The organism is Aquabacterium parvum, from assembly GCF_001447195.1.
Taxonomy (GTDB): domain Bacteria; phylum Pseudomonadota; class Gammaproteobacteria; order Burkholderiales; family Burkholderiaceae_C; genus Aquabacterium; species Aquabacterium parvum.
Genome location: NZ_LFRI01000148.1, coordinates 1 through 22,335 on the forward strand (window position 1 = coordinate 1; position 22,335 = coordinate 22,335).

16 protein-coding genes and 1 pseudogene are annotated in these 22,335 nt (G+C 69.0%); 8 read left to right on the plus strand and 9 right to left on the minus strand.

Annotated elements, in window-relative coordinates:
- Positions 1–136 precede the first annotated feature (136 nt).
- Positions 137–334: a hypothetical protein gene (locus tag ABG80_RS05645; RefSeq protein ID WP_058086786.1), complete on the plus strand. Its 198-nt coding sequence runs from the start codon at positions 137–139 to the stop codon at positions 332–334.
- Positions 335–357: 23 nt separating this feature from the next.
- On the opposite strand, the gene ABG80_RS05650 is transcribed toward ABG80_RS05645, so the two are convergent.
- Together ABG80_RS05650 and ABG80_RS05655 are read right to left on the minus strand one after the other, a co-directional pair.
- Positions 358–720, minus strand: coding sequence for a hypothetical protein (locus ABG80_RS05650; RefSeq protein ID WP_058086787.1), 363 nt, complete (start codon positions 718–720; stop codon positions 358–360).
- A gap of 131 nt (positions 721–851) precedes the next feature.
- The gene (locus ABG80_RS05655) at positions 852–1,433 is read right to left on the minus strand and encodes a 5-formyltetrahydrofolate cyclo-ligase (protein WP_058086788.1); all 582 of its coding nucleotides are present in this window, start codon (positions 1,431–1,433) and stop codon (positions 852–854) included.
- 84 nt (positions 1,434–1,517) lie between these two features.
- On the opposite strand from ABG80_RS05655, the gene ABG80_RS05660 reads away from it, so the two are divergent.
- Positions 1,518–3,845 carry a lytic transglycosylase domain-containing protein gene (locus tag ABG80_RS05660; protein WP_160322449.1) on the plus strand — a complete coding sequence of 776 codons (2,328 nt, stop codon included), beginning with the start codon at positions 1,518–1,520 and terminating at the stop codon, positions 3,843–3,845.
- A gap of 61 nt (positions 3,846–3,906) precedes the next feature.
- Entirely contained in the window at positions 3,907–4,875 is a 969-nt protein-coding gene (locus ABG80_RS05665) for a complex I NDUFA9 subunit family protein (RefSeq protein WP_058086790.1), read from the plus strand.
- Between the two features lie 298 nt (positions 4,876–5,173).
- On the opposite strand, the pseudogene ABG80_RS05670 reads toward ABG80_RS05665, so the two are convergent.
- From ABG80_RS05670 to ABG80_RS05695, 6 genes and pseudogenes are all read right to left on the minus strand, one after another.
- Positions 5,174–5,557, minus strand: a pseudogene (locus ABG80_RS05670) (barstar family protein); the annotation flags it as partial.
- Positions 5,558–5,667: 110 nt separating this feature from the next.
- Positions 5,668–6,087 (minus strand): ribonuclease domain-containing protein, encoded by a 420-nt coding sequence (locus ABG80_RS05675; protein ID WP_407638732.1) that lies wholly within the window; start codon positions 6,085–6,087, stop codon positions 5,668–5,670.
- A 196-nt stretch (positions 6,088–6,283) separates the two neighbouring features.
- Positions 6,284–8,578 (minus strand): NADP-dependent malic enzyme, encoded by a 2,295-nt coding sequence (locus tag ABG80_RS05680; RefSeq protein ID WP_058086792.1) that lies wholly within the window; start codon positions 8,576–8,578, stop codon positions 6,284–6,286.
- Between the two features lie 99 nt (positions 8,579–8,677).
- Positions 8,678–14,302 (minus strand): alkaline phosphatase D family protein, encoded by a 5,625-nt coding sequence (locus ABG80_RS05685; protein ID WP_058086793.1) that lies wholly within the window; start codon positions 14,300–14,302, stop codon positions 8,678–8,680.
- Positions 14,303–14,372: 70 nt separating this feature from the next.
- On the minus strand, positions 14,373–16,172 hold the full coding sequence (locus ABG80_RS05690; protein WP_058086794.1) for an ATP-binding response regulator: 1,800 nt from the start codon (positions 16,170–16,172) through the stop codon (positions 14,373–14,375).
- Between the two features lie 9 nt (positions 16,173–16,181).
- Positions 16,182–16,886: a response regulator gene (locus ABG80_RS05695; protein ID WP_160322450.1), complete on the minus strand. Its 705-nt coding sequence runs from the start codon at positions 16,884–16,886 to the stop codon at positions 16,182–16,184.
- Positions 16,887–17,237: 351 nt separating this feature from the next.
- On the opposite strand from ABG80_RS05695, the gene thiL reads away from it, so the two are divergent.
- From thiL to ABG80_RS05710, 3 genes are read left to right on the plus strand one after another with little or no spacing between them, the layout of a single operon-like run.
- Positions 17,238–18,224, plus strand: coding sequence for a thiamine-phosphate kinase (thiL, locus tag ABG80_RS05700; RefSeq protein ID WP_058086826.1), 987 nt, complete (start codon positions 17,238–17,240; stop codon positions 18,222–18,224).
- Positions 18,221–18,820, plus strand: a complete 600-nt coding sequence (locus tag ABG80_RS05705) for a phosphatidylglycerophosphatase A family protein (RefSeq protein WP_058086796.1) — start codon at positions 18,221–18,223, stop codon at positions 18,818–18,820. Before thiL ends, ABG80_RS05705 begins: the two co-directional genes overlap by 4 nt.
- A 30-nt stretch (positions 18,821–18,850) precedes the next feature.
- Positions 18,851–19,378, plus strand: coding sequence for a CinA family protein (locus tag ABG80_RS05710; RefSeq protein WP_058086797.1), 528 nt, complete (start codon positions 18,851–18,853; stop codon positions 19,376–19,378).
- 54 nt (positions 19,379–19,432) lie between these two features.
- Here ABG80_RS05710 and ABG80_RS05715 read toward each other — a convergent pair whose 3' ends face one another.
- Positions 19,433–19,810, minus strand: a complete 378-nt coding sequence (locus ABG80_RS05715) for a phage holin family protein (protein ID WP_058086798.1) — start codon at positions 19,808–19,810, stop codon at positions 19,433–19,435.
- A 171-nt stretch (positions 19,811–19,981) separates the two neighbouring features.
- Between ABG80_RS05715 and ABG80_RS05720 the strand changes: the two genes are divergently transcribed.
- Positions 19,982–21,121, plus strand: a complete 1,140-nt coding sequence (locus ABG80_RS05720; RefSeq protein WP_058086799.1) for a GGDEF domain-containing protein — start codon at positions 19,982–19,984, stop codon at positions 21,119–21,121.
- Positions 21,118–22,332: a GGDEF domain-containing protein gene (locus tag ABG80_RS05725; protein ID WP_058086800.1), complete on the plus strand. Its 1,215-nt coding sequence runs from the start codon at positions 21,118–21,120 to the stop codon at positions 22,330–22,332. Before ABG80_RS05720 ends, ABG80_RS05725 begins: the two co-directional genes overlap by 4 nt.
- Positions 22,333–22,335 lie beyond the last annotated feature (3 nt).

Here is a 22,335-nt window from a genome sequence, read left to right on the forward strand (position 1 = left end):
ACGAAGAACGCTACCGACAGCGGGTCGAGTACCACCTGCGCAAACGAGCCGAGAGCCTGGGCTTGCGCTTGGTGCCGATGGAGGTCGCATGAACACCCCTTGGCAAATCAATCACTTATGGTGTGTTTCTTGAGAGATGGACAAGCCCAAGGCGATCACGGCGGCAGCGCACAAGCTGGCGCGGCTGATCTACTCGATGATCACAAACGGCGAGGAGTATGTGGACAAGGGGCAGGCATACTACGAAGAACGCTACCGACAGCGGGTCGAGTACCACCTGCGCAAACGAGCCGAGAGCCTGGGCTTGCGCTTGGTGCCGATGGAGGTCGCATGAACACCCCTTGGCAAATCAATCACTTATGGTGTGTTTCTTGAGAGGGTGCTGGTGCCCACGTCGAAGCTGAAGTTACTCAGGGTGATGCTGGGGTTCAGCGTCTTGGTGAACTTCAGGCCGGCGGCGTCGACGAAGTCGATGTCGATGGGGCCGTTGTTGACCGGCAGGTCCACGCCCTGCACAGCCACGCCAGACAGCACGCCGGTGGTGCTGCTGTAGGTGGCGCCGCCCACACCCGACGGGGTGTAGCCGTTCAAGGAGGCGGAGACAGCGGCCTTGTCGACGGTGACGGTGGCGCTGATGGCGTTGAAGGACTGAGCGGCAGCAAAGGCGTTGCTGGCGGCGACGGCAACGGCGACGGCTGCAATGTGCTTGAGGTACGTCATGTTCAGGGATCCTTGTTTCGTTTGAAGGGGGACCGCTCTGGAGGCGATCTGTTCAGGCATGACCTATCTTCCCTGCCGATTCCCTTTGCGCGACTAGGGTTCACACGGGATCCCCCCGTGACTGAGGGCCGTCAAACGGGCCACGTGTCGTGTTCTGTTACCACGGCGACCAAGGGTTGGTCGTGCGCGGCGGGTTGCAGGGCCCCGCTCGGCAGTTTCGCCTGGCCCCAAGCCACGCCCAAAGCCGTCACCTCAGGGTGGGCCGCCAGGTAGCGGTCGAAGTAGCCGCCGCCGTAGCCCAGGCGGTGGCCGTCTTCGGTGAAGCCCACGCAGGGCACCAGGATCACGTCGGGCACCAGGGGCTTGCCTTCGCCGGTCGGGATGCCGCAGCCGTCGCGGCGTGTGGGCTCGGCGCCGTCCCAGGGCAGGAAGTGCATGGCCACCGGGGACTTGCTGGCCTCGGGCAGGGCCAGTCGTGTGCCCCAAGCCCGCTGCGCCTGGCAGGCGATGTTCCTTGGGTTAAATTCGCCTTGAATCGGCCAGTACACGCCCAGGCACATGGGCTCCAATTGCTCGAGCACGGCCCACAATCGCGCCTCCAGCCCAGCCTGTGCTGCCACAGCGGCTTCCGTGGTGGCCCAGTCCCGACGAGACTGGAGCAGCTGGCGTCGCCAGGTGGTGCGGTCATCGCCGCTGGTGGGGGCTTCGGACATGGTCGACAACAACAAGAAAAGGTCTGACAAGTGAGAACTGCGCGCAAGTATGCGTCCCGAGTCCGCCATCGCGCGCTCGCCCTGGTGGCTGGTGCGACCTGCCTGATCACGGCCGGGTTGCCGACGGCGATGAGCCCTGCGGCCTTGCTGGTGGGCGCCCCCCTGCTGCTCACGCATGGCGCGGCACAGGCTCAGCCGGGGCAGGGCGCCGCCAGCGACGACCGCCTGCTGGGTGACGCCCGCGAGGCCTGGCGCCAGCGCGACCGCCCGCGTCTGCTGGCGCTGCGCAACCAGCTCATCGCGCAGGAGCACCCGCTGGCGCCCTGGGCTGCTTACTGGTACTTCATGTCGCGCCTGAGTGAAGCCCCGCCGGCCGAGGTCGACGAGTTCCTGGCGCGCTGGCCCGACAGCTACGTGGCCGATCGGGCCCGCAACGACTGGTTGCTCGAACTCGGCCGCCGCCAGGACTGGGCGAACTTCCTGCGCATCCAGCCCGCCTTCCGCATGAACGACGACCGCGAGGTCAGCTGTCTGGGTGTGCTGGCCCGCCACCGCACCGGCGCCCCCATGGAGGGGCCGAGTGATTTGCGCGAACAGGCCCGCCAGTTCTGGTGGGCCCAGAAGGACGCCGACAACGGCTGCGACACCATGGCGCGTGCGCTGCTGGACGCGGGCGTGCTGACCCAGGGCGACGTCTGGCGCAAGCTGCGGTTTTCGATCGAGGGCGACAAGCCCCGAGCGCTACAGCAGTCGGCCCGCCTGCTCAGCGACGCGGCGGCCCAGGCCGTCAACCGCCTCATGAGCCAGCCCCAGGCTTTCCTGCAGCCCAAGGGGGCCAGCAGCCTGGTCGACTCGGGCGACAAGGCCGGCTCGCCTGGCGCCAGCATCGGCCCCCGCGCGGCCTCCGCCAGCCAGGCCAAGGGCAAGAAGGCCGAGGCCGCCAAAGCCAAGTCGAAAGCCAAAGACGCCAAGAAGAAGCCCGCCAAGCCCAACTTGGCCCCCATGCCCGTGGCCTTCCCGCCCGAGGTGGAGGGCCCGCTCAACCTGCTGGCCCTGGTGCGCTGGGCTGCCATCGACCCCGACGCCACCGCCGCGGCGCTGAGCCAAAGCGGCGCGCGCGAACGCTGGCACCTGCGCGCCGAAGACATGGCCTGGGCCTGGGCCGTGGTGGGCCGCTGGTCGGCCGGCAAGCTGCAAGCCGAGGCACCTGCCCACTACGAACGCGCGCTGGCCGAAGCCGCGCTGGCCGCTGGCACCCGCAACCGGGGCGACGCCACCCGGGGTGCGGCCGCCTGGTCACCCGATGTGCTGACCTGGATGGCGCGCGCGGGCCTGCGCTCGGCCACCTCGGGCGATGCCTCGCGCTGGGCCCTGGTCGAGCAGGCCATCGAGGCCATGCCCCCCGAGTTGCAGCAAGACGGCGCCTGGCAGTACTGGAAGGCCAAGTCGCTGCAGGCGCATGCCCGCGCCGGAGGTGGCTCCGCGGCGGCACACGAAGCCATGCGCCAGCAGGCCCGTCAGTTGCTGGCCCGCGTGGCGAACCCTTTGACCTTCTATGGCCAGCTCGCCGCTGAAGAGCTGAACCAGGCGCCGCCCCGCGAGCCCGCCCGCCCCGCTCCTTTGACCGACGCCGAGCAGGCCCAGGCCCGCGCCAACCCGGGCATCGACCGCGCCCTGCGCATGATGGCCCTGGGCTGGCGCAGCGAAGGCGTGCGCGAGTGGAACTTCACCCTGAGCATGTCCAAGCCCGGCGGCTTGAGCGACCGCGAGCTGCTGGCCGTGGCCGAAGAGGCCTGCCGCCGCGAGATCTGGGACCGATGCATCAACACCAGCGACCGCACCCGCACCGAGATCGACCTCAACCAGCGCTACCCCACGCCCTTTCGCCAGGACGTGCTGCGCGCGGCCGGCGAGGTGGGCCTGGACGCGGCCTACATGTACGGCCTGATCCGCCAGGAGTCGCGCTTCATCCTCTCGGCGCGCTCCACCGTGGGGGCATCGGGCCTGATGCAGGTCATGCCCGCCACCGCCTCCTGGACGGCGCGCAAGCTCAAGATCGCCTACACGCCCGACCTCATCACCGACCGCGACACCAATTTGCGCATTGGCGCCGGTTACCTCAAGCTGGTGCTCGACGACTTCCAGGGTGCGCAGGCCCTGGCGGCCGCGGCCTACAACGCCGGCCCTGGGCGGCCTCGTCGCTGGCGCGAAGGCGCCCGCGTGGACGCTGCCGCCTGGGTCGAGAACGTGCCCTTCACCGAAACCCGCGATTACGTCAAAAAAGTGCTGTCCAACGCCGTGGTTTACGGGCATTTGCTGCACGGCAAGCCGCTCTCGCTCAAGAATCGACTGGGCGCCACCGTGGGCCCTCGCGCGGCCGGCGCCCCGTCGTCCGACACCGACCTGCCCTGACCCTGATTTGCCCTGGAGCCGCGCCCCTTGGGTGGGGTAGGCTCGCCACAGGAGGTTCCCCATGAAGCGCATCCTTGTCCTTGGTGGCTCCGGCTTCGTGGGCCGGGCCGTGTGCGAGCAGCTGGCATCGCACCCTGTGCTGGGCGCGGCCCGCATCGTGGTGCCGACCCGCCGCCGCGCCCGGGCCAGGCACCTGCTGCCCCTGCCGCAGGTGGACGTGATCGAAGCCGACATCAACCAGGACCGTGCGCTGCAGCGCCTGCTCCAGGGTGCGGACGCCGTGGTCAACCTGGTGGCCATCCTGCACGGCCGACCGGATGATTTCGAGCGCGCCCATGTGGACCTGTGCCAGCGCCTGGCCGAAGACTGCATGCAGCTGGGCGTCAAGCGGGTGGTGCACGTCAGCGCGCTGGGCGTGGGCGACGACCCGACGGCCGCGCCCTCGCATTACCTGCGCACCAAGGCCGAGGGCGAGCAGGCCTTGCGCGTGCAGGGCCTGGAGCTGTCGGTGCTGCGCCCCAGCGTGATCTTCGGGGCGCACGACCGTTTCTTCAACCTGTTCGCGGCCCTGCAGCGCGTGTTCCCGCTGATGCCCCTGGCCGGTGGTGATGCGCGCTTTCAGCCGGTGTGGGTGGAGGACGTGGCGGCGGCCATCGTGCGTTGCCTGGCCGACCCGGCCGCCACCGCAGGGCAGACCTTCGAGCTGGGTGGCCCGGATGTCTGCACCCTGGCGGACATCGTCAAAATGGCAGGCCGCTGGAGCGGTCACGCTCGGCCGGTGCTGCCGCTGCCGATGGTGGCGGGGCGCTTGCAGGCGGCGGCGATGGCCTGTTTGCCGGGCGAGCCGCTGATGTCGGCCGACAACCTGGACTCGATGAAGGTGCCCAACGTGCTGGGCGGCAAGCTGCCGGGACTGGCGGCGCTGGGCGTGTCGGCGTCGGCGATGTCGGCGGTGGTGCCCGCCTACCTGGGCGCTCAGCGCAACTGGGCCGAGCAGTTGGACGTGTGGCGGGCGGCTGCGCGGCGCTGAGCGCAGCTCGGCGCTTTGCCATGCGAAGCAGGGTTGCCCCGTCCCGACCAGGCCCCCTGACAAAGCGCCGGGCCAAACAAAAAGGCCCGCCATCTGGCGAGCCTTTTCAGGGGAAAGCCGAGGATCAGGCCGCAGCCAGCAGGGCAGCCGTGTCGAACACGCTGCTCATCGGGGGCAGGTTCATGATCATCGGGGCCGGGGCGTTTTTCGACACCTTCACCGGCTTGACGTTGGCGTCGTTCTGGGCGACTTCGGCCTTGTCCCAGTTGCCCGCCGACTCCTTGCCCGACACGGCGATCGAGTAGAAGACGCGGAAGGCGATCTTGCGCTCGCCCCAGAAGTCGGCAGCGTCGCGGAAGGCGTCAAGCAGCTGCTCGCGCGTTTCGCGGTCGACGTTGCCGCCGGGGATCAGCTCCAGCACCACGACGAAACCGGGTTGCGGGCCCGACTTGTGCACCATGTCCGTGATGCAGTCGTACAGGGCGTCCAGGTTCTTGCCGAAGTGGTCCGGGAACAGGAAGTCACGCGCGATGATGTCCAGCACGTCCTGCTTGTCCCGGGCGCCGCCCAGGTTGGTGTAGAGGAAGTGGTGGCCTGCGGCGTTGGCAGCCTGTTGCAAGTCTTCCGGGCGGTAGGCGCGGATGGATTGAACGATGTTGGGTCGAACGGATTGCAACAACATGATCGCTTGGGGCCCGTGGTGCGTCGAAGGTTCTCGGCGTCCGGTCGGGCTGTGTGAGGGTCAGAGAAAGAGCGTGGGCTTCGGGGCTGGTTCGGGCCCGTCAGCGAAGGTCAGCGGCGGGGGTCGATCTGCTTGAAGCTTGCATAGTGATCCCGCGTGTAGAAACAAGTTTCAGGTTGTTGGACTTCTTTACCTCCGCAGACGATGCGTCGTGCACCACGATCGCGTTCGCCAGGCGTTGGCACGGTGTATTCACGATAGAAACCGCGTGGCCGACGTGGCAGCAGGCGTTCCCGGTTGCCGAAGACCGACCCGTCCTTGCTGTAGCGGAACGGACCCCCTTCGTGGATGCGCCGGTGGACATCCTGTGCCTGCACGGGCAGCTCGCTCAAGGCAATGACCTGACTTCGCTGCGCCACCTGGGTTTCGGCCTCACCTTGGCGGGTGAAGGCCTGGGCCGGGGGCGCCGCCAGCACCGCCAGCGATGTCGCCAGGGCCAGCGTGAAGTTGCGAAGGGCAGTTCGGGTCAAGGTTTGAACGAACCGGTGTTTTTTCAGCACTGCAGCTTCTTCGTTAAAGGCGGTATGGTAGAGAAAGAGCCCAAAAAGCTCAAGGCCCCAGCCCCGGGGAAAGCGGGTACTGGGGCCGTTTGACAAGCCTGCCTGACCTGTGTCAGGGCTTGTTCAGGGCACTTTCGGGCGCTTTTCGCGCTGATTCAGCGCGGTTTCAGCGCAGCGCGTTGGCGTCCGCCACCGTCATCGCCGTCATGTTGACGATGCGGCGCACCGTGGCCGAGGGCGTGAGGATGCACACCGGCTTGGCCGCACCCAGCAGGACTGGGCCCAGCGCGATGTTGTTGCCCGCAGCCACCTTCAGCAGGTTGTACGAGATGTTGGCGGCGTCGATGTTCGGGCAGACCAGCAGGTTGGCCTCGCCCGTGAGCGTGCTGCGCGGCATCAGCTGCTGGCGGTAGGCGGCGTCCAGGGCCGTGTCGCCGTGCATTTCGCCATCGATCTCCAGCCAGGGGGCCTGCTGCTGGATCAGGGCCAGGGCCTCGCGCATCTTCACGGCCGAGGGGTGGTTGCTCGATCCGAAATTCGAGTGCGACAGCAGTGCGGCTTTCGGGCGCTGGCCGAAACGCATCATTTCCTCGGCGGCCATGATGGTGATTTCGCAGAGCTGCTCGGCCGTGGGCTCGTGGTTGATGTGCGTGTCCAGGATGTTCACGGTGCGACCCGGCAGGATCAGGCCCGTCATGGCGGCGTAGGTTTTCACGCCCTGGCGGCGGCCGATGACCTGGTCGATGTAGTGCAGGTGCAGGGCGGTGTTGCCCCAGGTGCCGCAGATCAGGCCGTCGGCGTCGCCCTTGTGCACCAGCATGGCGGCGATCAGGGTGAGCCGGCGGCGCATCTCGATCTTGGCCATCTGCTCGGTCACGCCCTTGCGCTCGGTCAGGCGGTGGTAGGTCTGCCAGTAGTCGCGGTAGCGGGGGTCGTTTTCGGTGCTGACCAGGTCGATGTCGACGCCGGGGCGCAGGCGCAGGCCGAAGCGCTCGATGCGCTGCTCGATGACGCCGGGGCGGCCGATCAGGATCGGGCGGGCGATGCCTTCATCGACCAGGATCTGGGCGGCGCGCATCACGCCTTCGTTTTCACCTTCGGCGTAGGCGATGCGCTTGTTCTTGGCGCGCTTGGCCACGCTGAAGATGGGCTTCATCGTGTGGCCGGAGGCGTAGACGAAGCTTTGCAGGCGCTCGGTGTAGGCGACGAAGTCGGTGACCGGGCGGGTGGCGACGCCGGAGGCCGCCGCCGCCATGGCCACGGCCGGCGCGATCTTGATCATCAGGCGCGGGTCGAACGGCTTGGGGATCAGGTACTCGGGCCCGAAGCTGAGGTTGGCGCCCACGTAGGCGGCAGCCACCACGTCGCTTTGCTCGGCCTGGGCCAGCTCGGCGATGGCGTGCACGGCCGCGATCTCCATCTCATCGGTGATGGTGGTGGCGCCCGAGTCGAGCGCGCCACGGAAGATGTACGGGAAGCACAGGACGTTGTTGACCTGGTTCGGGTAGTCGGTGCGGCCGGTGGCCATGATGGCGTCGTCGCGCACGGCCTTGACCTCTTCGGGCAGGATCTCGGGCGTGGGGTTGGCCAGGGCGAAGATGATGGGTTTGGCCGCCATCTTGGCGACCATTTCGGGCTTGAGCACGCCGCCGGCGGACAGGCCCAGGAAGATGTCGGCGCCTTCGATGGCCTCGGACAGCTTGCGCTGATCGGTTTTCTGGGCGAACTGGGCCTTGTCCGGGTCCATCAGCTCGACGCGGCCTTCGTAGACCAGGCCGGCCAGGTCGGTGACCCAGATGTTTTCACGCGGGATGCCCAGCTTGACGAGCAGTTGCAGGCAGGCCAGGGCCGCCGCGCCCGCGCCGGACGTGACCAATTTCACGTTCTTGATGTCTTTGCCGACGACTTTGAGGCCGTTCATGAGGGCAGCGCCCACGACGATGGCGGTGCCGTGCTGGTCGTCGTGGAAGACGGGGATCTTCATGCGCTCGCGCAGCTTGCGCTCGACGTAGAAGCAGTCGGGGGCCTTGATGTCTTCGAGGTTGATGCCGCCAAACGTCGGCTCCAGGCTGGCGATGATCTCGACCAGCTTGTCCGGGTCCTTCTCGTTGATCTCGATGTCGAAGACGTCGATGTCGGAGAACTTCTTGAAGAGGACGGCCTTGCCCTCCATCACGGGCTTGGCGGCCAGCGGGCCGATGTCGCCCAGGCCCAGCACGGCCGTGCCGTTGGTGATGACGGCCACCAGGTTGCCGCGGCTGGTGTACTTGAAGGCGTTGGCCGGGTTCTCGACGATTTCTTCGCAGGGCGCGGCCACGCCGGGCGAGTAAGCCAGGGCCAGGTCACGCTGATTGGTGAGCTGCTTGGTGGCGCTGATGGCGAGTTTGCCGGGGGTGGGGCGCTCGTGGTACTCGAGGGCGGCCTTTTTCAGCTCGGCGCGTTTTTCTTCAGGGGTGGTCATGTGCTTGCGGCCTTCCAGGGCGCGGGCGCGCCAATGTGTCCATTCTAGGAACTTCGCATCGCCTGGGCGTGCGGATGTCCGCAACGAACGGGGTCTGTGTCAGAACAGCACCTGGTGCTGCAGGCCGTTTTCACGCTGCCAGGCCACGTTCACGTGCCAGCCACCGCCCACGCCTTGTCGCGTTTCGATCAGGGCGATGCCGTCGCCCGAGGGCGCGAAATCGGTCTCGATGCGGCAATGGAAGTGTTCCAGCCGGCCCTCGTGCTGGTCGGTGAAGGTGAAGGCGTCGTGCGCGCGGAAGTCGTGCGGGCGGCTGTTGGCGAAGGGGTAAGGCGCGTACAGGGCCGAGCTGTGCACGGAGTGGGCCAGCACCTCGCGCTCGGGGCCGTCGCCCTCGCGGCGGATGCGCACCCGCGCGATGCACGAGAGGTGCTCGTCGCCAGAGAGGAAAACGACGTGGCGGGCCTGCGTGCGGCACAGGTGGGCGAGCAGGGCGTGCAGGCTGCGGGGGTAGGCCTCCCAGGCGTCGGCGAGGGCGGCGCTGGCCGGGCAGAGGGTGTCGGACAGCAGCCGGCGCGGCAGCAGGATGGATGGGCTGGCGACGAAGGTGGGGCGATCGTCGGGGCCGTGGTGGGCCAGCCAGTGCAGCAGGCAGGCCCATTGGGCGCGGCCCATGATGTGCGCTTGCTCGAAGCGGGCGATGGCACGTGGTTCGCGCTGGGTGCGCGTGTCGGTCACGAAAAAGGGCAGGCTGCGGTGGGTGAAGGCGTACCACAGGCGGGCCGATCGCGAGGTGGGGTCGCGCGGGTCGACGGGGTGGCGAACCGGTTGGGCGAACCGCTGGTGCTGCCGGTAGGCGCGCAGGCCGTCTGATCGGCGCTGGCGGTTGTCGTGCCATGGGGCATCGGCGGGGCGGTGGTCGCCATCCTGCCAGCTCCAGTTGTCGACGATTTCGTGGTCGTCGATGAGGGTGTGAACCGGCACGCCGGCCAGCGCCTGGCGCAGCAGCCGTTGGGCGAGCATGGCTTGGTGGGGCTGGTGAAACCGGCCGCTGACGGTGCGCGGGTCGAACAGGCCGGCAGTGGCGTCGGCGTAGACCTGGTCGCCCGAGAGGATGGCCAGCTCAAGTGGTGGGTGGCCGGGCTGGGCTCGCCATCGGATCAGGCCTTGCCAGGCTTGATCGGGCGGGCCGGCCTGCCAGTCGGCCCCGCCAGGTGTGCGCTCGGCCAGGCTGCCGGGGTAGAGGCAGCTGCCCAGCGCCAGCACCCAGGCCGAGTCCGCAGGCTGGGGTGTCCCGGTGGAGGGCGAGCCGAGGGCATCGGCCAGGCAGGCCTGCGGTGGGCAGGGCACCCACCAGGGGGCGTCGACATGGCCTTCGCCGAGCGATGTGGGGTGGCCTGGCATCGCCGGGGTGCTCGAGTCGGCCGCTGCCAGCACGGCGGCCACGATGCGGTCGCGCTCGGCCTGGTTCGGCGTGCGCTTCGGGCCCTGAACCAGGAAGACACCCAATGCGTGGCCAGGGCCAGGCCACCAATCGGCAGGCAGGGCCAGGGTGCGCATGACGCTGGCGGGCAGCGACTGCAAAGGGCGTTGGGCGGGCCAGGTCAGCAGGTGGGGTTTGCCCAGTTGCCCATCTGGGCGTCTAGGCACGCAGGCCACGAGAGCGGGTTCCGGCTCGGCCGGCTCGTGGCCGATGTTCAGCGGCCAATGCGGGGCACCGTCTTGCCAGTTGGCAGCCGAAAATGCCGTGCCCAGGAAGGGGCCGAGGGCCACCGGGCGCACCTTGGGGAGCCAGGGCACAGGCGCGGGCACAGGCGCGGGGGCGGGGCCTGCGTTGGCGAGGGGGCTGTCTGTCAGGGCTTCACGTTGGAAGAAGTCCAGCACGAGCGGAAAGACCACCTGTGGCGCGTGAACGCCAATGAGGCAGTCCTGGTGGCCGTGGCCTTCGATGATGTGGTGGGTGAAGCGGGCCGCCAACTCAGGCCCCAGCTCGTCGACCGTGGCTCGAAAGCGCAGCAGGCCCGAGACGCTGGAGAGCGCGTTGTCGCGCCCGTGCAGGCCCATCACCGGGGTGCGTTGCAGCACTTTGGCCAGGCGCTCGGGAGGCAGTCCACAGGCCAGACCTTCGGGGCTGGCCAGCCCACCTGCTCGGGCCATGTGCAGGGCCTGGGTCAGCGTGCCCAGGTTGAGCGGTCCGAAGTGCTCGTCGATGTCGTCGAGCACGCTTTGTGGCAGGTTGGCCAGCTTGAAGTCGCGTCCGTAAAGCAGGTCCATGCGGTGGCGGCTGCCGGCCCATGGGGTGCGCGCGGCGGGCGGCCACAGCGGGTTCTCACGGCGCCACTCGTCGCGCGGGTAAGGCAGGGTCGACAGCAGCCGATCGAGCAAGGTGTCGGCGAAGCTGGCCTGCGATGGCGGGCGAAAGTGGAAGGGGCCTTGCGGCAGCAGGGCCAGGGCATGGCGCGCAACGAAGGCGCGAAACAGGTTGTCTGGGGCGAAGTTCACCAACGGTGCCACCTGGCTCATGCCGATGCGCCGGATGCGCTCGGGCATCAGCAGGCGCAAGGCTTCGTGCTCGTTGCCTCCTGGCAGCGGGTCGGTCAGCAGGCCCGTCCACAGCATCGCCGAGCCCATGCAGTGGGCGAAGACGTCGATGGGCCGTTCACCCGTGTGCCGCCAGATGTGGTCGATGGCGATGGGGATGTCCTGGTGGGCCACGTCGTCAAAGGACCAGGGGTGGGTGGCGGTGGGCAGGCCCGGGCTGGTGCGCAGGTCGGCCACCCAGACGTCGAAGCCCGCGTCCCACAGCGTGCGGGCCAGGCCCTGCGGCACCGAAGGGTGCAGGAAGGTGGTGCCGCCTGCGCTGTAGCCGTGAAGCAAGACGATGGGTTGGGCCTGGGCGGTGCGACCACGCAGGCGGCTCAGGCGCAGGCGCACCGGGGTGCCATCGGGCAGGTCGGGGGCCACGCTCAGCTCGGTGACCTCGTGCGGGGGCATGCCGGTCGATGTGGACGGGGTGCTGCGCGGCAATCGGTCGATGGGGCCCGGGCGGGGCGCGTCGGGCAGGCGCAGGCTCCAGGCGTGGGTGTGCAGCAGCACGCGCGCCACCCACAGGCCCAGGCCGATGAGCTCGACCCAGGTGTCGGGCAGGTGATGCTGGTGGCTCACGCGCATCAGCGCCAGGCCTTCTTGTGCCAGGTGGGCCAAATCCAGTTGCAGCTGCGGGCCTGGGGTGCGGCGGGGCAGGCCCGGGGCCTGTGTCAGCGTCACGCTCATCAGCTGGTGCCAGGGGTTGGCGGCCACGTTGAAGGTCAGGCGCTTGTGTCCACACAGTCGCTGTCCCGACCAGGGGCCGTCGCCGATCACCTGCAGGTCGTAGGCGAAGCGCCGCACTTCGCCAGCGTGGCTGGCCAGTCGCCAGGCGCCTCGGGTGCGGCGGGCGAGGTCGGCCAGCAGCGGGCGCGTCGACCTCGCGTCTGGGTGCTCGCCGCGCAGGCGCTCGACCACCTGCTGACCCACGTCACGCCAGCCCCGGTTGAGCCACCAGGCCCACAGCCCGCGTGCGGTGCGGCGCAGCGGCCCACTGGGCTCCCGGTGCAGCACGCGCAGGCTGCCTTGGAGGGCCTGGCGATCGATGGTGAAGGCGTCGTGCCAGGGGTCGCCGCCCAGGGCATCGAGCTCGGCCTGGGGCGCGCGGCGCACGCGCCTGACTTCGCTGTGGCCCGGGCTCACGCGCAGGGTGCGGGCACCGGGTTCACCTCGCACCAGGGCCTGCAGGTCCTGGGGGCCGAAGCGCAGCGTGAGTTCGATGCCGGTGTCGCCCCACCAACCGCGCAGTCGCTCGCCGAGTTCGACCCGAGTGCGCTCGTGCGGCACCGGGTCGGGCATGGCTCGCAGGCGAGGGCGTTGTCGCAAGGGGCCGGGTGCGGCGTCGGCGGGCTGCCAGCCCCAGCGCTCGCGCAGCCGGGTGACGCCGCGGTGCGCCAGGGTCGCGATGGTCAGCGCAGGGTTGGTGCCCAGCGAGCCCGGCACGATGGCGCCATCGAGCACGACCAGGCCTGCGTGCACCCCTCGCCCTCCGTCCACGCGTGGGTCGAAGACCTCGCCCAGGTCGTTGACGACGCCGCGCGTCGCGTCCTCGCTCATGGCGCAGCCGCCCAAGGGGTGCACCGTCAGCAGCGGGCCGCGTTGCCGGCCGAACAGGTCTTCCAGGGTGTCGGGCAGGGGGCGCCAGGCGGGGTTGGGCAGCACGCGGGTGCGCCAGCCCCTTTGCTCGCAGTGCGCCTGCAGGGCCCGCTGGCGCGCTTCGAAGCGCGGGTCGTGGCGCAAGGCGGGCCACGCGATGTCGAGTTGGCCGTCTGCTGCGGTGGGTTCGGGAGTGGGTGTCCGCAGGCGCAACCACCCGTCGGCGCTGTCGTGGCCGATCATGGCCACCGCCATGGTGCGTTGGGTCACGGCCTTTGATGGGGCCAGGGGGTCGGGCTCTTCAGCGTGGCCGGTGTGTTCGCTGTGGTCGCCCTCGCCGAGCGTGTGCAGCGCGTGCGCGGTCTGAAAGACCTCCTCGAAGACGCGGCGCAGCGGCCCAGGCACAGCCAGGTCCTCTATCACCTGAGGCAAGTCGCCAGCTGCCCTTTGATCGAGGATGCCGGTGATGGTCGGGCCCACACAGCGCGAGAGCGGAGCGCTGGATTCGTCGGCCACGCCGTTGACTTGGACGCCTTGACCGTGCTGGTCGTGCACATCGTGCAGCACGGCGATCATGTCGCCATTGCCTGAGAAGCGCTCGCCCAGCCGTGGCGACAGTGGCAGCCCGGCGCTGCGCGATCGCAGCAACAGCTCGGTGGAGCCCAGGGTGCCGGCGGCCACGATCACGCGCCTGGCGCGCAGGGTGTGCGGCCGGCCTTCGCGCCGCTGTGCCTGCTCGTCGGTGTGGACCACGGCCACGTCCCAAGCACCTGCGGCAGGGCTCAGCTGGCAGGCGGTGGCACCGGTCACCACGCGGGCGCCCAGGCGCCTGGCGCGGGCCAACAGGTTGGTGTCGAGCGAGACCTTGGCGTTGTGGTTGCAGCCGGTGGCGCAGTCGCCGCAATGCAGGCAGGCATCGAGCTGCACACCATCGCCGCTGGCCTGGGGCTTGAGCGCCACGGTGATCGGGGCCTCGCGCAAGGCGCCTGGGCCCGACAGCGCCTCGAACGCCCGAAAGCGCTGTGGGGCACAGCCCGCCGAGGCCACGCCATTGGGCTGCCCGGCCACGCGGGCACCCAGCCGCTGTGCGATCTCGCCAGCTTGCTGCGCCAGCTCTGCTCGTTCTGCGCGGATGGCGGCGGGCCAATGCGCCTGCGCGAAGACGGCGGCATCGGGCCAGTCCATCACACCGGCGTTGATGAGCGAGCCGCCGCCGAGCCCATTGCCGACGAGCGCGCACACGTCTGGCTGGATGCGCAGGTCGAAGAGGCCGTCGCGCCGGCCGCTGACCCCGCTGCGACCCGCCCGGCTGATGCGCACATGCCCGGGCAGCTCGCCCAGCTCCGAGGGGAAAGAGCCAGGCAGGTGTTCCTGCCCTCGCTCGAGCACCCAAACGCGCGCCGGGCGGCCATCGGGCAGGCGGCTGCCGGCCAGCTCGGCGGCCGCCATCGCGCCGCCATAGCCGCTGCCCAGGATCAGCACATCACAGTGACAGCCCGCTTCGTCGGGTGGCAGCTCGCCCGAGCGCAAACCATGCAGCACGCTCTCCCAGCCCTGTGAGAGCCAGCGTGCCTGGGGGGGCGCAGTCGGCTGTGCGGGTGTCTCAGGTTCCTCAGGCGAGCCTTTCCTCGCTTGACTCCACGGGGGCATCCAGTACTCCTTGCTCCAGTGTGTCCATCACCGCCTTGAGCAGCACGTCCACCGAGACGGGCTTGTGCAGCATGCGCAGGCCGGCCTGTTGGGCCTCCAGCAGGCGGTCTTGTGCGGTGTCGCCGCTGATCAGCATGGCCGGCAGGTCGGGCTGTTGCTGACGCAGTTTTCGGATGGCTTTGATGCCGCTTTCTTCGCCACGCAGGCGGAAGTCGGCCAGCACCACATCAGGCGGGTCGAGGCTGGCCAGGCGCATGGCTTCGTCGGTGCAGGCCGCCAGCGTCACGCGGCAACCCAGCGACTCAAGCAGCGTCTTCATGGCCATGCGCACGCCGGCTTCGTCGTCGAGCACGAGCATGTGGCACAGCGGCATGGCACCCGACTCGATGGGCTCTTCGGGCGGCTCGGCCTCGGAGGCCTGCGCCAGCGGCAGGGCCATGGAAACGGTGGTGCCCACGCCCAGCTCTGACGTGAGCTTGACGGGCAACTCAAGCAGGCGACCCAGGCGTTGCACGATCGACAGGCCCAGGCCCAGGCCACGTGTGCGGTCGCGCTCCGGGTTGTCGACCTGGTAGAACTCTTCGAAGACCTTGCCCAGGTCTTTTTCGGCAATGCCGCGCCCCGTGTCCTTGACGCACAGGTGCAGCTGCTCGCCGTCGCGCTGTGCCAGCAACCACACCTGGCCTGCATCGCAGTACTTGATGGCGTTGTCCAGCAGGTTGCTGACGATGCGTTCGAGGTGAAGCGGGTCGGTGTGCACCACCAGGGCGCCATCCACGGCGCAGGTCAGCTGCAGCCCCTTGGTGTGGGCCTCCTCGCGTTTGGCGTCGCACAAGCGCCTGAGCATGGGCCCGATGTCGCAGGCCCGGGCGCGCACCGTCACGATGCCCGCATCGAGCTTGGACATGTCCAGCAGGGCGGTGAGCTGGGAGCGCAGCGCACTGAGCGCGGCGTCCATGTGCGTGAGGATGCGCCGCGCCGACTCATCGAGCGGGTGCGTCATCAGCGCCGCGCAGAACAGGGTCAGGGTGTGCAGGGGCTGGCGCAGGTCATGGCTGGCCGATGCCAGGAAGCGCGTCTTGGCGGCGTTGGCGTCTTCGGCCAGCGCCAAGGCCGAGCGAAGCTGTTCGTTGAGGCGGAACTGCTGGTTGCGCATCTCGACCGAGTCGACCAGGGCGCGGTAGTTGTCCCGAGCCAGTCCGTTCTGCACGGCCAGGAAGGCCAGGCACAAAAAGGACATGGCGCCATCGACCAGCAGGCTGGCGCCTTGGTGGGGCGCAAACGCCCAGGCCAGCGACATCCCCAGCATCACGGGCAGCGCAAAGGCCTTGAAGATGCGCGGGTGACCGTTGGTCGTGCCCACCGCCCCGGCCGTGATGCCGGCCAGCAGGATGGACACCACGGAGCGCTGCAGGTCGGTCATGCCGTAGAAAAACAGCACCGCGCTGCCTTGGGCCAGCCCGTTGAGGCCGCTCAGCAACACCGCCACGTTCACGCGCTTGGCATGAGCGAGCGCAGACGTGGGCAGGGTGCGCAGCACCTTCCAGCGCACGGCCTGGATGCCGATCACGGTCAGCGTCCAGGTGAGCAAGGCCCATTGCGGCACCTGGTGCCAGGCCATGGCCAGCACGTACAGCGCCGCGAGCCCGACGGGCCAGGGCACTTTGTTGACCTGCCTGGCGATCAGCTCCAGGACTTCGACTTCGGCGTTGAGGGGGGCGTGGCCACTGGGTGGGGTGGCCGGCGGGTGCTGCGGGGACATGGCGCGGCCTCAGGGGTGAGAGGCCATTGGAGCAGATGGGGTGGCGGGCGCCGGCGAGCCCAGCGCGCTGAACAGTTGCAGCTCGTGCGCGCGGTACATGGCCTGGGCGCGGTTGTTCACTCCCAGCAACTGGTAGACAGCCCACAGGTGGGCTTTGACGGTGCCCTCGGCGATGCCGATGTCTCGGGCGATGACCTTGTTGGGCTTGCCTTGCAGCAGGCAACGCAGCACGGCCAGCTGGCGCGGGCTGAGCGCCTGGGGCCAGTCGGGCGAGTGAGACGCGGGCTCGGGTGCGGCAGGGGCGGCGTCAACGCCGGTGCCCGGCTGGCGCAGGGCTTCGGGGGGCAGGTAGGTGCCCTGGGCGAGCACCAGCCGCAAGGCCTGGATGGTCACGCTGGGGTCGGTCGTCTTGGGCACGTAGCCGGCCGCGCCATGCTGGATGGCGCGCTGGATGGTGCTGGGCGATTCGTCGCCCGAGACCACCACCACGGCGGATTCTTCGAACAAGGCCTTGATGCCCGACAGCGCCGCCATGCCCTGGCTGCCTGGCATGTTCAGGTCCATCAGAACGAGGTCGAAAACCTGGCCTCGCAGGGCCTCGGCAGCGGCCACCGAGCCGGCCTGTTCCACCTGAACGGCAGGGTCCAGCCCCAGCAGCAGGCCTTTGAGGCCCTCGCGGAACAGGGGGTGGTCATCGACCAGGAGGACGCGCATGCCGGAATTCATGACCGGATGTTACCGAAGGCCCTGATCCCTGAAATGGCCTAAACGTCGGTTTAGCCATCCGATGAGGGGGGGATCCCGGGTGCGGGTGTAACGTTCGGGACAGATGCAAATTTCTTCACGCTGTGAAGCAAAAACAGACCAAAAAGGCATCTGCTCAGGGAAATGGTGGCGCTTGCGCCGCCCTCGTGAAGCCACCTGCCAGGCAATCCTGGCGGGTGGCTGATTCGGGCACAGGCGCCCGGCTTGAGGCCTCCCTTTCCCTTCCCCCCCTTTGAATCGCCCCAGCCCTCGGCCTGAGCTGCCGGTGGCCGCTTCGGCATTGGCGCGACAATGCCGCGCATGAGCCTCGGTGAATTCGACCTGATCGCCCGCTACTTCCAGCGCCCTGCCGGCGTCGGCCCGCGCCGCGCCATCGTGGGCAATGGCGACGACTGCGCCGTCATCGCGCCCGCCGCCGGCATGCAACTGGCCGTGTCGACCGACACCCTCGTCGAGGGGCGGCATTTCCTGTCCACCGTCAACCCGGCGCGGCTGGGCCACAAGGCGCTGGCGGTCAACCTATCCGACCTCGCGGCCTGTGGTGCCCGCCCGCTGGGCTTCACATTGGCGCTGACCCTGCCGCGCGTTGACCAGGCGTGGCTGGCGGGCTTTGCCCGGGGCCTGCTGGAGCTGGCCGACGAGCACGAGTGCGAGCTGGTGGGGGGCGACACCACGGCCGGGCCGCTGGCCATCGGCATCACCGTGTTCGGCGAGGTCCCTGCCGGCCAGGCCATCTTGCGCAGTGGTGCGCAGGCGGGCGACGACATCTGGGTCAGCGGTCAGCCGGGTCAGGCCCGCCTGGCGCTGGAGGCCTTTCGGGGCAGCCTTCACCCGCCCCTGGACGCCGAGGCTTTCGAGGCCTGCCGACTGGCGCTGGAGTCCCCCGACCCGCGCGTGGCGCTGGGTGCCGGCTTGCGTGGCCTGGCGAGCGCGGCCATCGACGTCTCCGATGGGGTGTTGGGTGACCTGGGCCACATCCTGGCGCGCAGCCGCGTGGGCGCTGACCTGTTCGCCGACGACCTGCCGCGCGGCAACTGGTTGCGCACGCGCTCGCAAGCCGAACAACTCGATTGCCTGCTGGCTGGCGGCGATGACTACGAACTGCTGTTCACGGCGCCGCCTGCCCACCGCCCGGCCATCGAGGCGCTGGGCGTCGACCTGGGCCTGCCCCTGAGCCGCATCGGGCGCACCCGTGCCGAGGTGGGGCGAACGATCTGGTCGGCCGAAGGGGGCCCCGCCTTGCTCGACCGCTGGGCCAGCTTCGATCACTTCAAGGAGCAGGCATGAGCACGGATGACTTCGGCGTGGCCCAGGCGCCTCGGCGTGCCAGCGTGCGCCTGATGTTCGCTCACCCCGCCCACGTGCTGGCCCTGGGGGCCGGCAGCGGCCTGAGCCCCATCGCGCCCGGCACCGTCGGCACGCTTTGGGGCTGGGTCAGCTTCCTGGTCATCCAGCAGGCCCTGGCGCAAAGCCTGTCCGGCCCGTTGCTGGACGTGGCCTGGGCCTTGATCCTGGCCGTGGGCTGGTTGATCGGCTGCTGGGCCTGCACCCGAACGGCCCAGGCCATGCGCGTGGCCGACCCGGGCTCGGTGGTCTTTGACGAGATCTGGGCCTTCTGGCTGGTGCTTTGGGTGATGTCGCCGGTGGATGTCGCCGGGCAGGTGCTGGCCTTCGTGGCCTTCCGGTTTTTCGACGCTGTCAAACCCGGGCCGGTGGGCTGGGCCGATCGGCTTTTCAAACCCATGCCGGGCCAGCCCATTGGTTGGGGCCAGGGCGTGGGCATCATGTTCGATGACCTGGTGGCCGCCGCCTGCACCCTGTTCGTGCTGGCCTTGGCCGTGGTGGTGCGCCAAGGGGGCGTCACCGCCGGGGTGCTGGGCTGAGCCGCATCCACCTCATCTGGAGACCGCCCCATGGACACCGCATCCCTGCACGTCACCGTCGAGGCCCTTGCCAGCTTGTTGCTGGCGCGCGGGCGGTTGCTGGCCACGGCCGAGTCCTGCACGGGCGGGCTGATCGCGGCCAGTTGCACCGAGCTGGCCGGCTCCAGCGCCTGGTTCGAGCGCGGCTTCGTGACCTACAGCAACGAGTCCAAGACGGAGCTGCTGGGCGTGCCGGCGGCCCTCATCGCCGAGCATGGCGCGGTCAGCGAAGAGGTGGCCAAGGCGATGGCGGCGGGTGCCCTGGCTCACTCGCGCGCCGACATCGCCGTGGCCGTCACGGGTGTGGCGGGCCCTTCCGGGGGCAGCGAGGCCAAGCCGGTGGGCACCGTGTGGCTGGCGTGGGCCGAGCGAAGCCGAGATGGCAACCTGGGCGACAACCTGGGCACGGTGGCCGTGCACGCCGAAAAAATGTGGTTCCCGGGGGACCGCCGGGCCGTTCGTGGTGCCACCGTGGCACACGCCCTGGCCGGGGTGCGCAACCGCCTGGTGCCACTTTGAAGTGTTGAGCCGCCCAGCGCGCGATGGCGAACCCGGCGGGCTGCGATGCGCGGCTCAGGCCCGAGGCGGCATCGTCGGCAGGCGCGGTCCCATCAGGCGCTCCAGCGCCACGTCGATGACCATGCCCCACAGGCTGTAGAGGATCGAGCCCAGCAGCGCCTGCCAGAAGCCCTGCACCTGGAAGTCGTCGAGCAGGTAGCCGGCGAACTGGAACATCAGGGCGTTGACGACGAACAGGAACAGCCCCAGCGTCAGCACCGTCACCGGCAAGGTCAGCACGATGAGCAGGGGGCGCACGAAGGCGTTGAGCAGCCCGATGACGAAGGCGGCCCACATCGCGCTGCCGAAGGTGCTGACGGAAATGCCGATGTTCCATTGGGTCAGCAGGAGGAGGGCGGCTGCCAGCAGCAGCCAGCGGACGATCACTTTCATGCCCCAAGGATAGCCCAGGCGGGCTGCGGGCCGTGCAAATCGACCGGGTTTACCCGCGTCGGGTTCAACTTTGCGGAGGGCCGGCCGAAGGTGATGCAGGATGAAAGCTGCCGGCTGCTGGATGGGTGCGGTCGGGGCGTTTGAAGTGGTCCCACCCATTGAAGGCTTGGCATGCGTCGGCTGCTCGAACGCATCTTTGAAGAGTTCACGCCGAACGCCCGGGTCCTGGTGGCTGTGGGTGCGGCCACGCCTTTCCTGATCGTCTACTTCGTTTTGCATGGCATGGCCCTGCGGCACGAAGAGTTCCGCCAAGGGCTTCACGCCGGCCCCGTGGTGGGCTTGCAGGCCCTGTTCCTGCTGTGTTCGGTCGTCAACCTGGGCATCGGGGTGAAGCTGTGGCCCAGGCGCTGGGTGAACGAGCCCGCCGACGACCTGACGCAACTGGCTTGCCTGTCGATCGGGCTTGCCTACACCCTGCTGTGCATGCTCTCGGGCACCTTCACCTCGGGCACCAACCTGATCCTGGTGGGGGTGCTGGCGATCGGCCTGTTGCTTTTCGAGTTGCAGCCCATGGTGGTGGCCTACCTGGTGTGCGCCGTCTTGCTGGTGGGCCAGGACGTCGCGGTGATGGCGGGCTGGTTGCCTTATGCGCCGGCCCTGAGCGAGGGCCTTTTCTCAGGCGGCAAGCCGGTCTGGTGGTTCGTCTGGTGGCGCCAGTACGTGTTGTACGCGGGTTGGGTCGTGATGATCGGCCTGCTGCTGTTCCTGCTGGCCCGCCTCGATCACCTGCACGACAACCTCACGCGCCTGTCTTACACCGATGGCCTGACGGGACTGGCCAATCGGCGGCGCTTCATGGACGTGCTGGGCACGGAGCTGGCGCGTCAGGCCCGTCAGGGCCAGGCCTTGTGCCTGCTGCTGATCGATGTGGACCATTTCAAGGAAGTCAACGACCGCCACGGGCACCACGCGGGGGACGCGGTCCTGCGGGACCTGGGTCGCATCCTCATGGCGTCGGTTCGAACGCCGACCGACCTGCCTGCACGCCTGGGGGGCGAAGAGTTCGCCGTGGTGCTGCCCGACACCCGCCTCGACGAGGCCCGCCGCGTGGCCGAGAGGCTGCGCGAGCAGGTGGCCACGCACGTGTTCCAGGACGGGGACCAACGCCTGCGGGTGACGGTCAGCGTTGGCCTGGTGGTGGCGCGCGACATGAACCTGGCGACCTTGCTGCAGCAAGCCGACCTGGCGCTCTACCGCGCCAAGGAAACCGGCCGCAACCGCGTGGTCGAGGCCGTGGAGCGGGCGCCATGACGAACGAGCATGTCCTGGCTCGTTTGCACCGCTGGTGGTGGCGGGGCATCGATGCGATCGAGGCTCACCTGGTGGAGCGTCGCCACGCGGCCAACATCCGGGTGTTCTGCCTGGGCTTTGCCGCCGTGCTGTCGGTGATCTGGTGCTTGCAATGGCTGGCCGGCTGGCGCGAGGACCTGAACGCCCTGTACCGACCGGGTTGGTGGGGCCCCACGCTGGTGTGGCAGGCCGGCTTGATCGCCTGGTTGCTGGGCATGGCCGCCTGGGGCAAAAGGGCGCGTGATGCGCGTGCGTCGCACCCGTGGGCCGTGCAGCTGGCGCTGGTGCCTGCCTTGGGCGGCATCGTCGTGCTGGGCGTGGCGCACGGCCTGCACGACACACCTGTGCCCATGCTGATCCTCAACGTGCTGGTGTTTGCTCGCGGCCTGTTTGCCTGGCGCGAGGTGCGCTGGGCGCTGGCCCTGTCGGTGTTGCTGGTGCTGGCCTCCGAGTGGTTGACGGGCAGCGGGCACATGCCTTACGCCCCCTTGCTGAGCGCCCCCGTCTTCACCGGGGCTGCCTTGCACCCGTGGTGGGCGCTGTGGGTGCGGGTGTTGTTCGTGCTGGCGGCGGTGTTGATGTCGCTGGTGCTGTTCTGCCTGGCGGTGGCGGTGCAGCGCCGCCGCGCCGAGCTCGAAACCCTGGTGCGCACCGATGCGCTCACGGGCCTGGCCAACCGCCGCGAGTTCATGACCCAGCTCGAGCGCGAGGCGCACCGCCAGGCGCGCAGCGGCCGGCCCATGTCGGTCGTGCTGTTCGACGTGGACCATTTCAAGCAAGTCAACGACCGCTGGGGGCACCCGGCAGGCGACGAGGTGCTGGCGCGCATCGGTGCGCTGCTCAAGGCCCACACGCGCGACCAGGTCGACACCGCTGCGCGCTACGGCGGCGAGGAGTTCGTGCTGCTGTTGCCGGACACGGGCGTCAACGAGGCCTGCCTGGTTGCCGAGAAGATCGCCGTTCGGCTGCGCCAGGAGCGCTTTACCGTGGGCGACCAGGGCTTCCATGTGACGCAAAGCGTGGGCATTGCCCAGGTGGTGGAGGGGGACCTGGACCAGGCCTTGCGGATGGCCGATCGCAACCTCTACCAAGCCAAACAGGCAGGGAGGGACCGGATGGTGGCATCCGTTGCTTTCCCTGAAGATGTCAAACGCCCAGCTTGGGCTGTGTAGCGA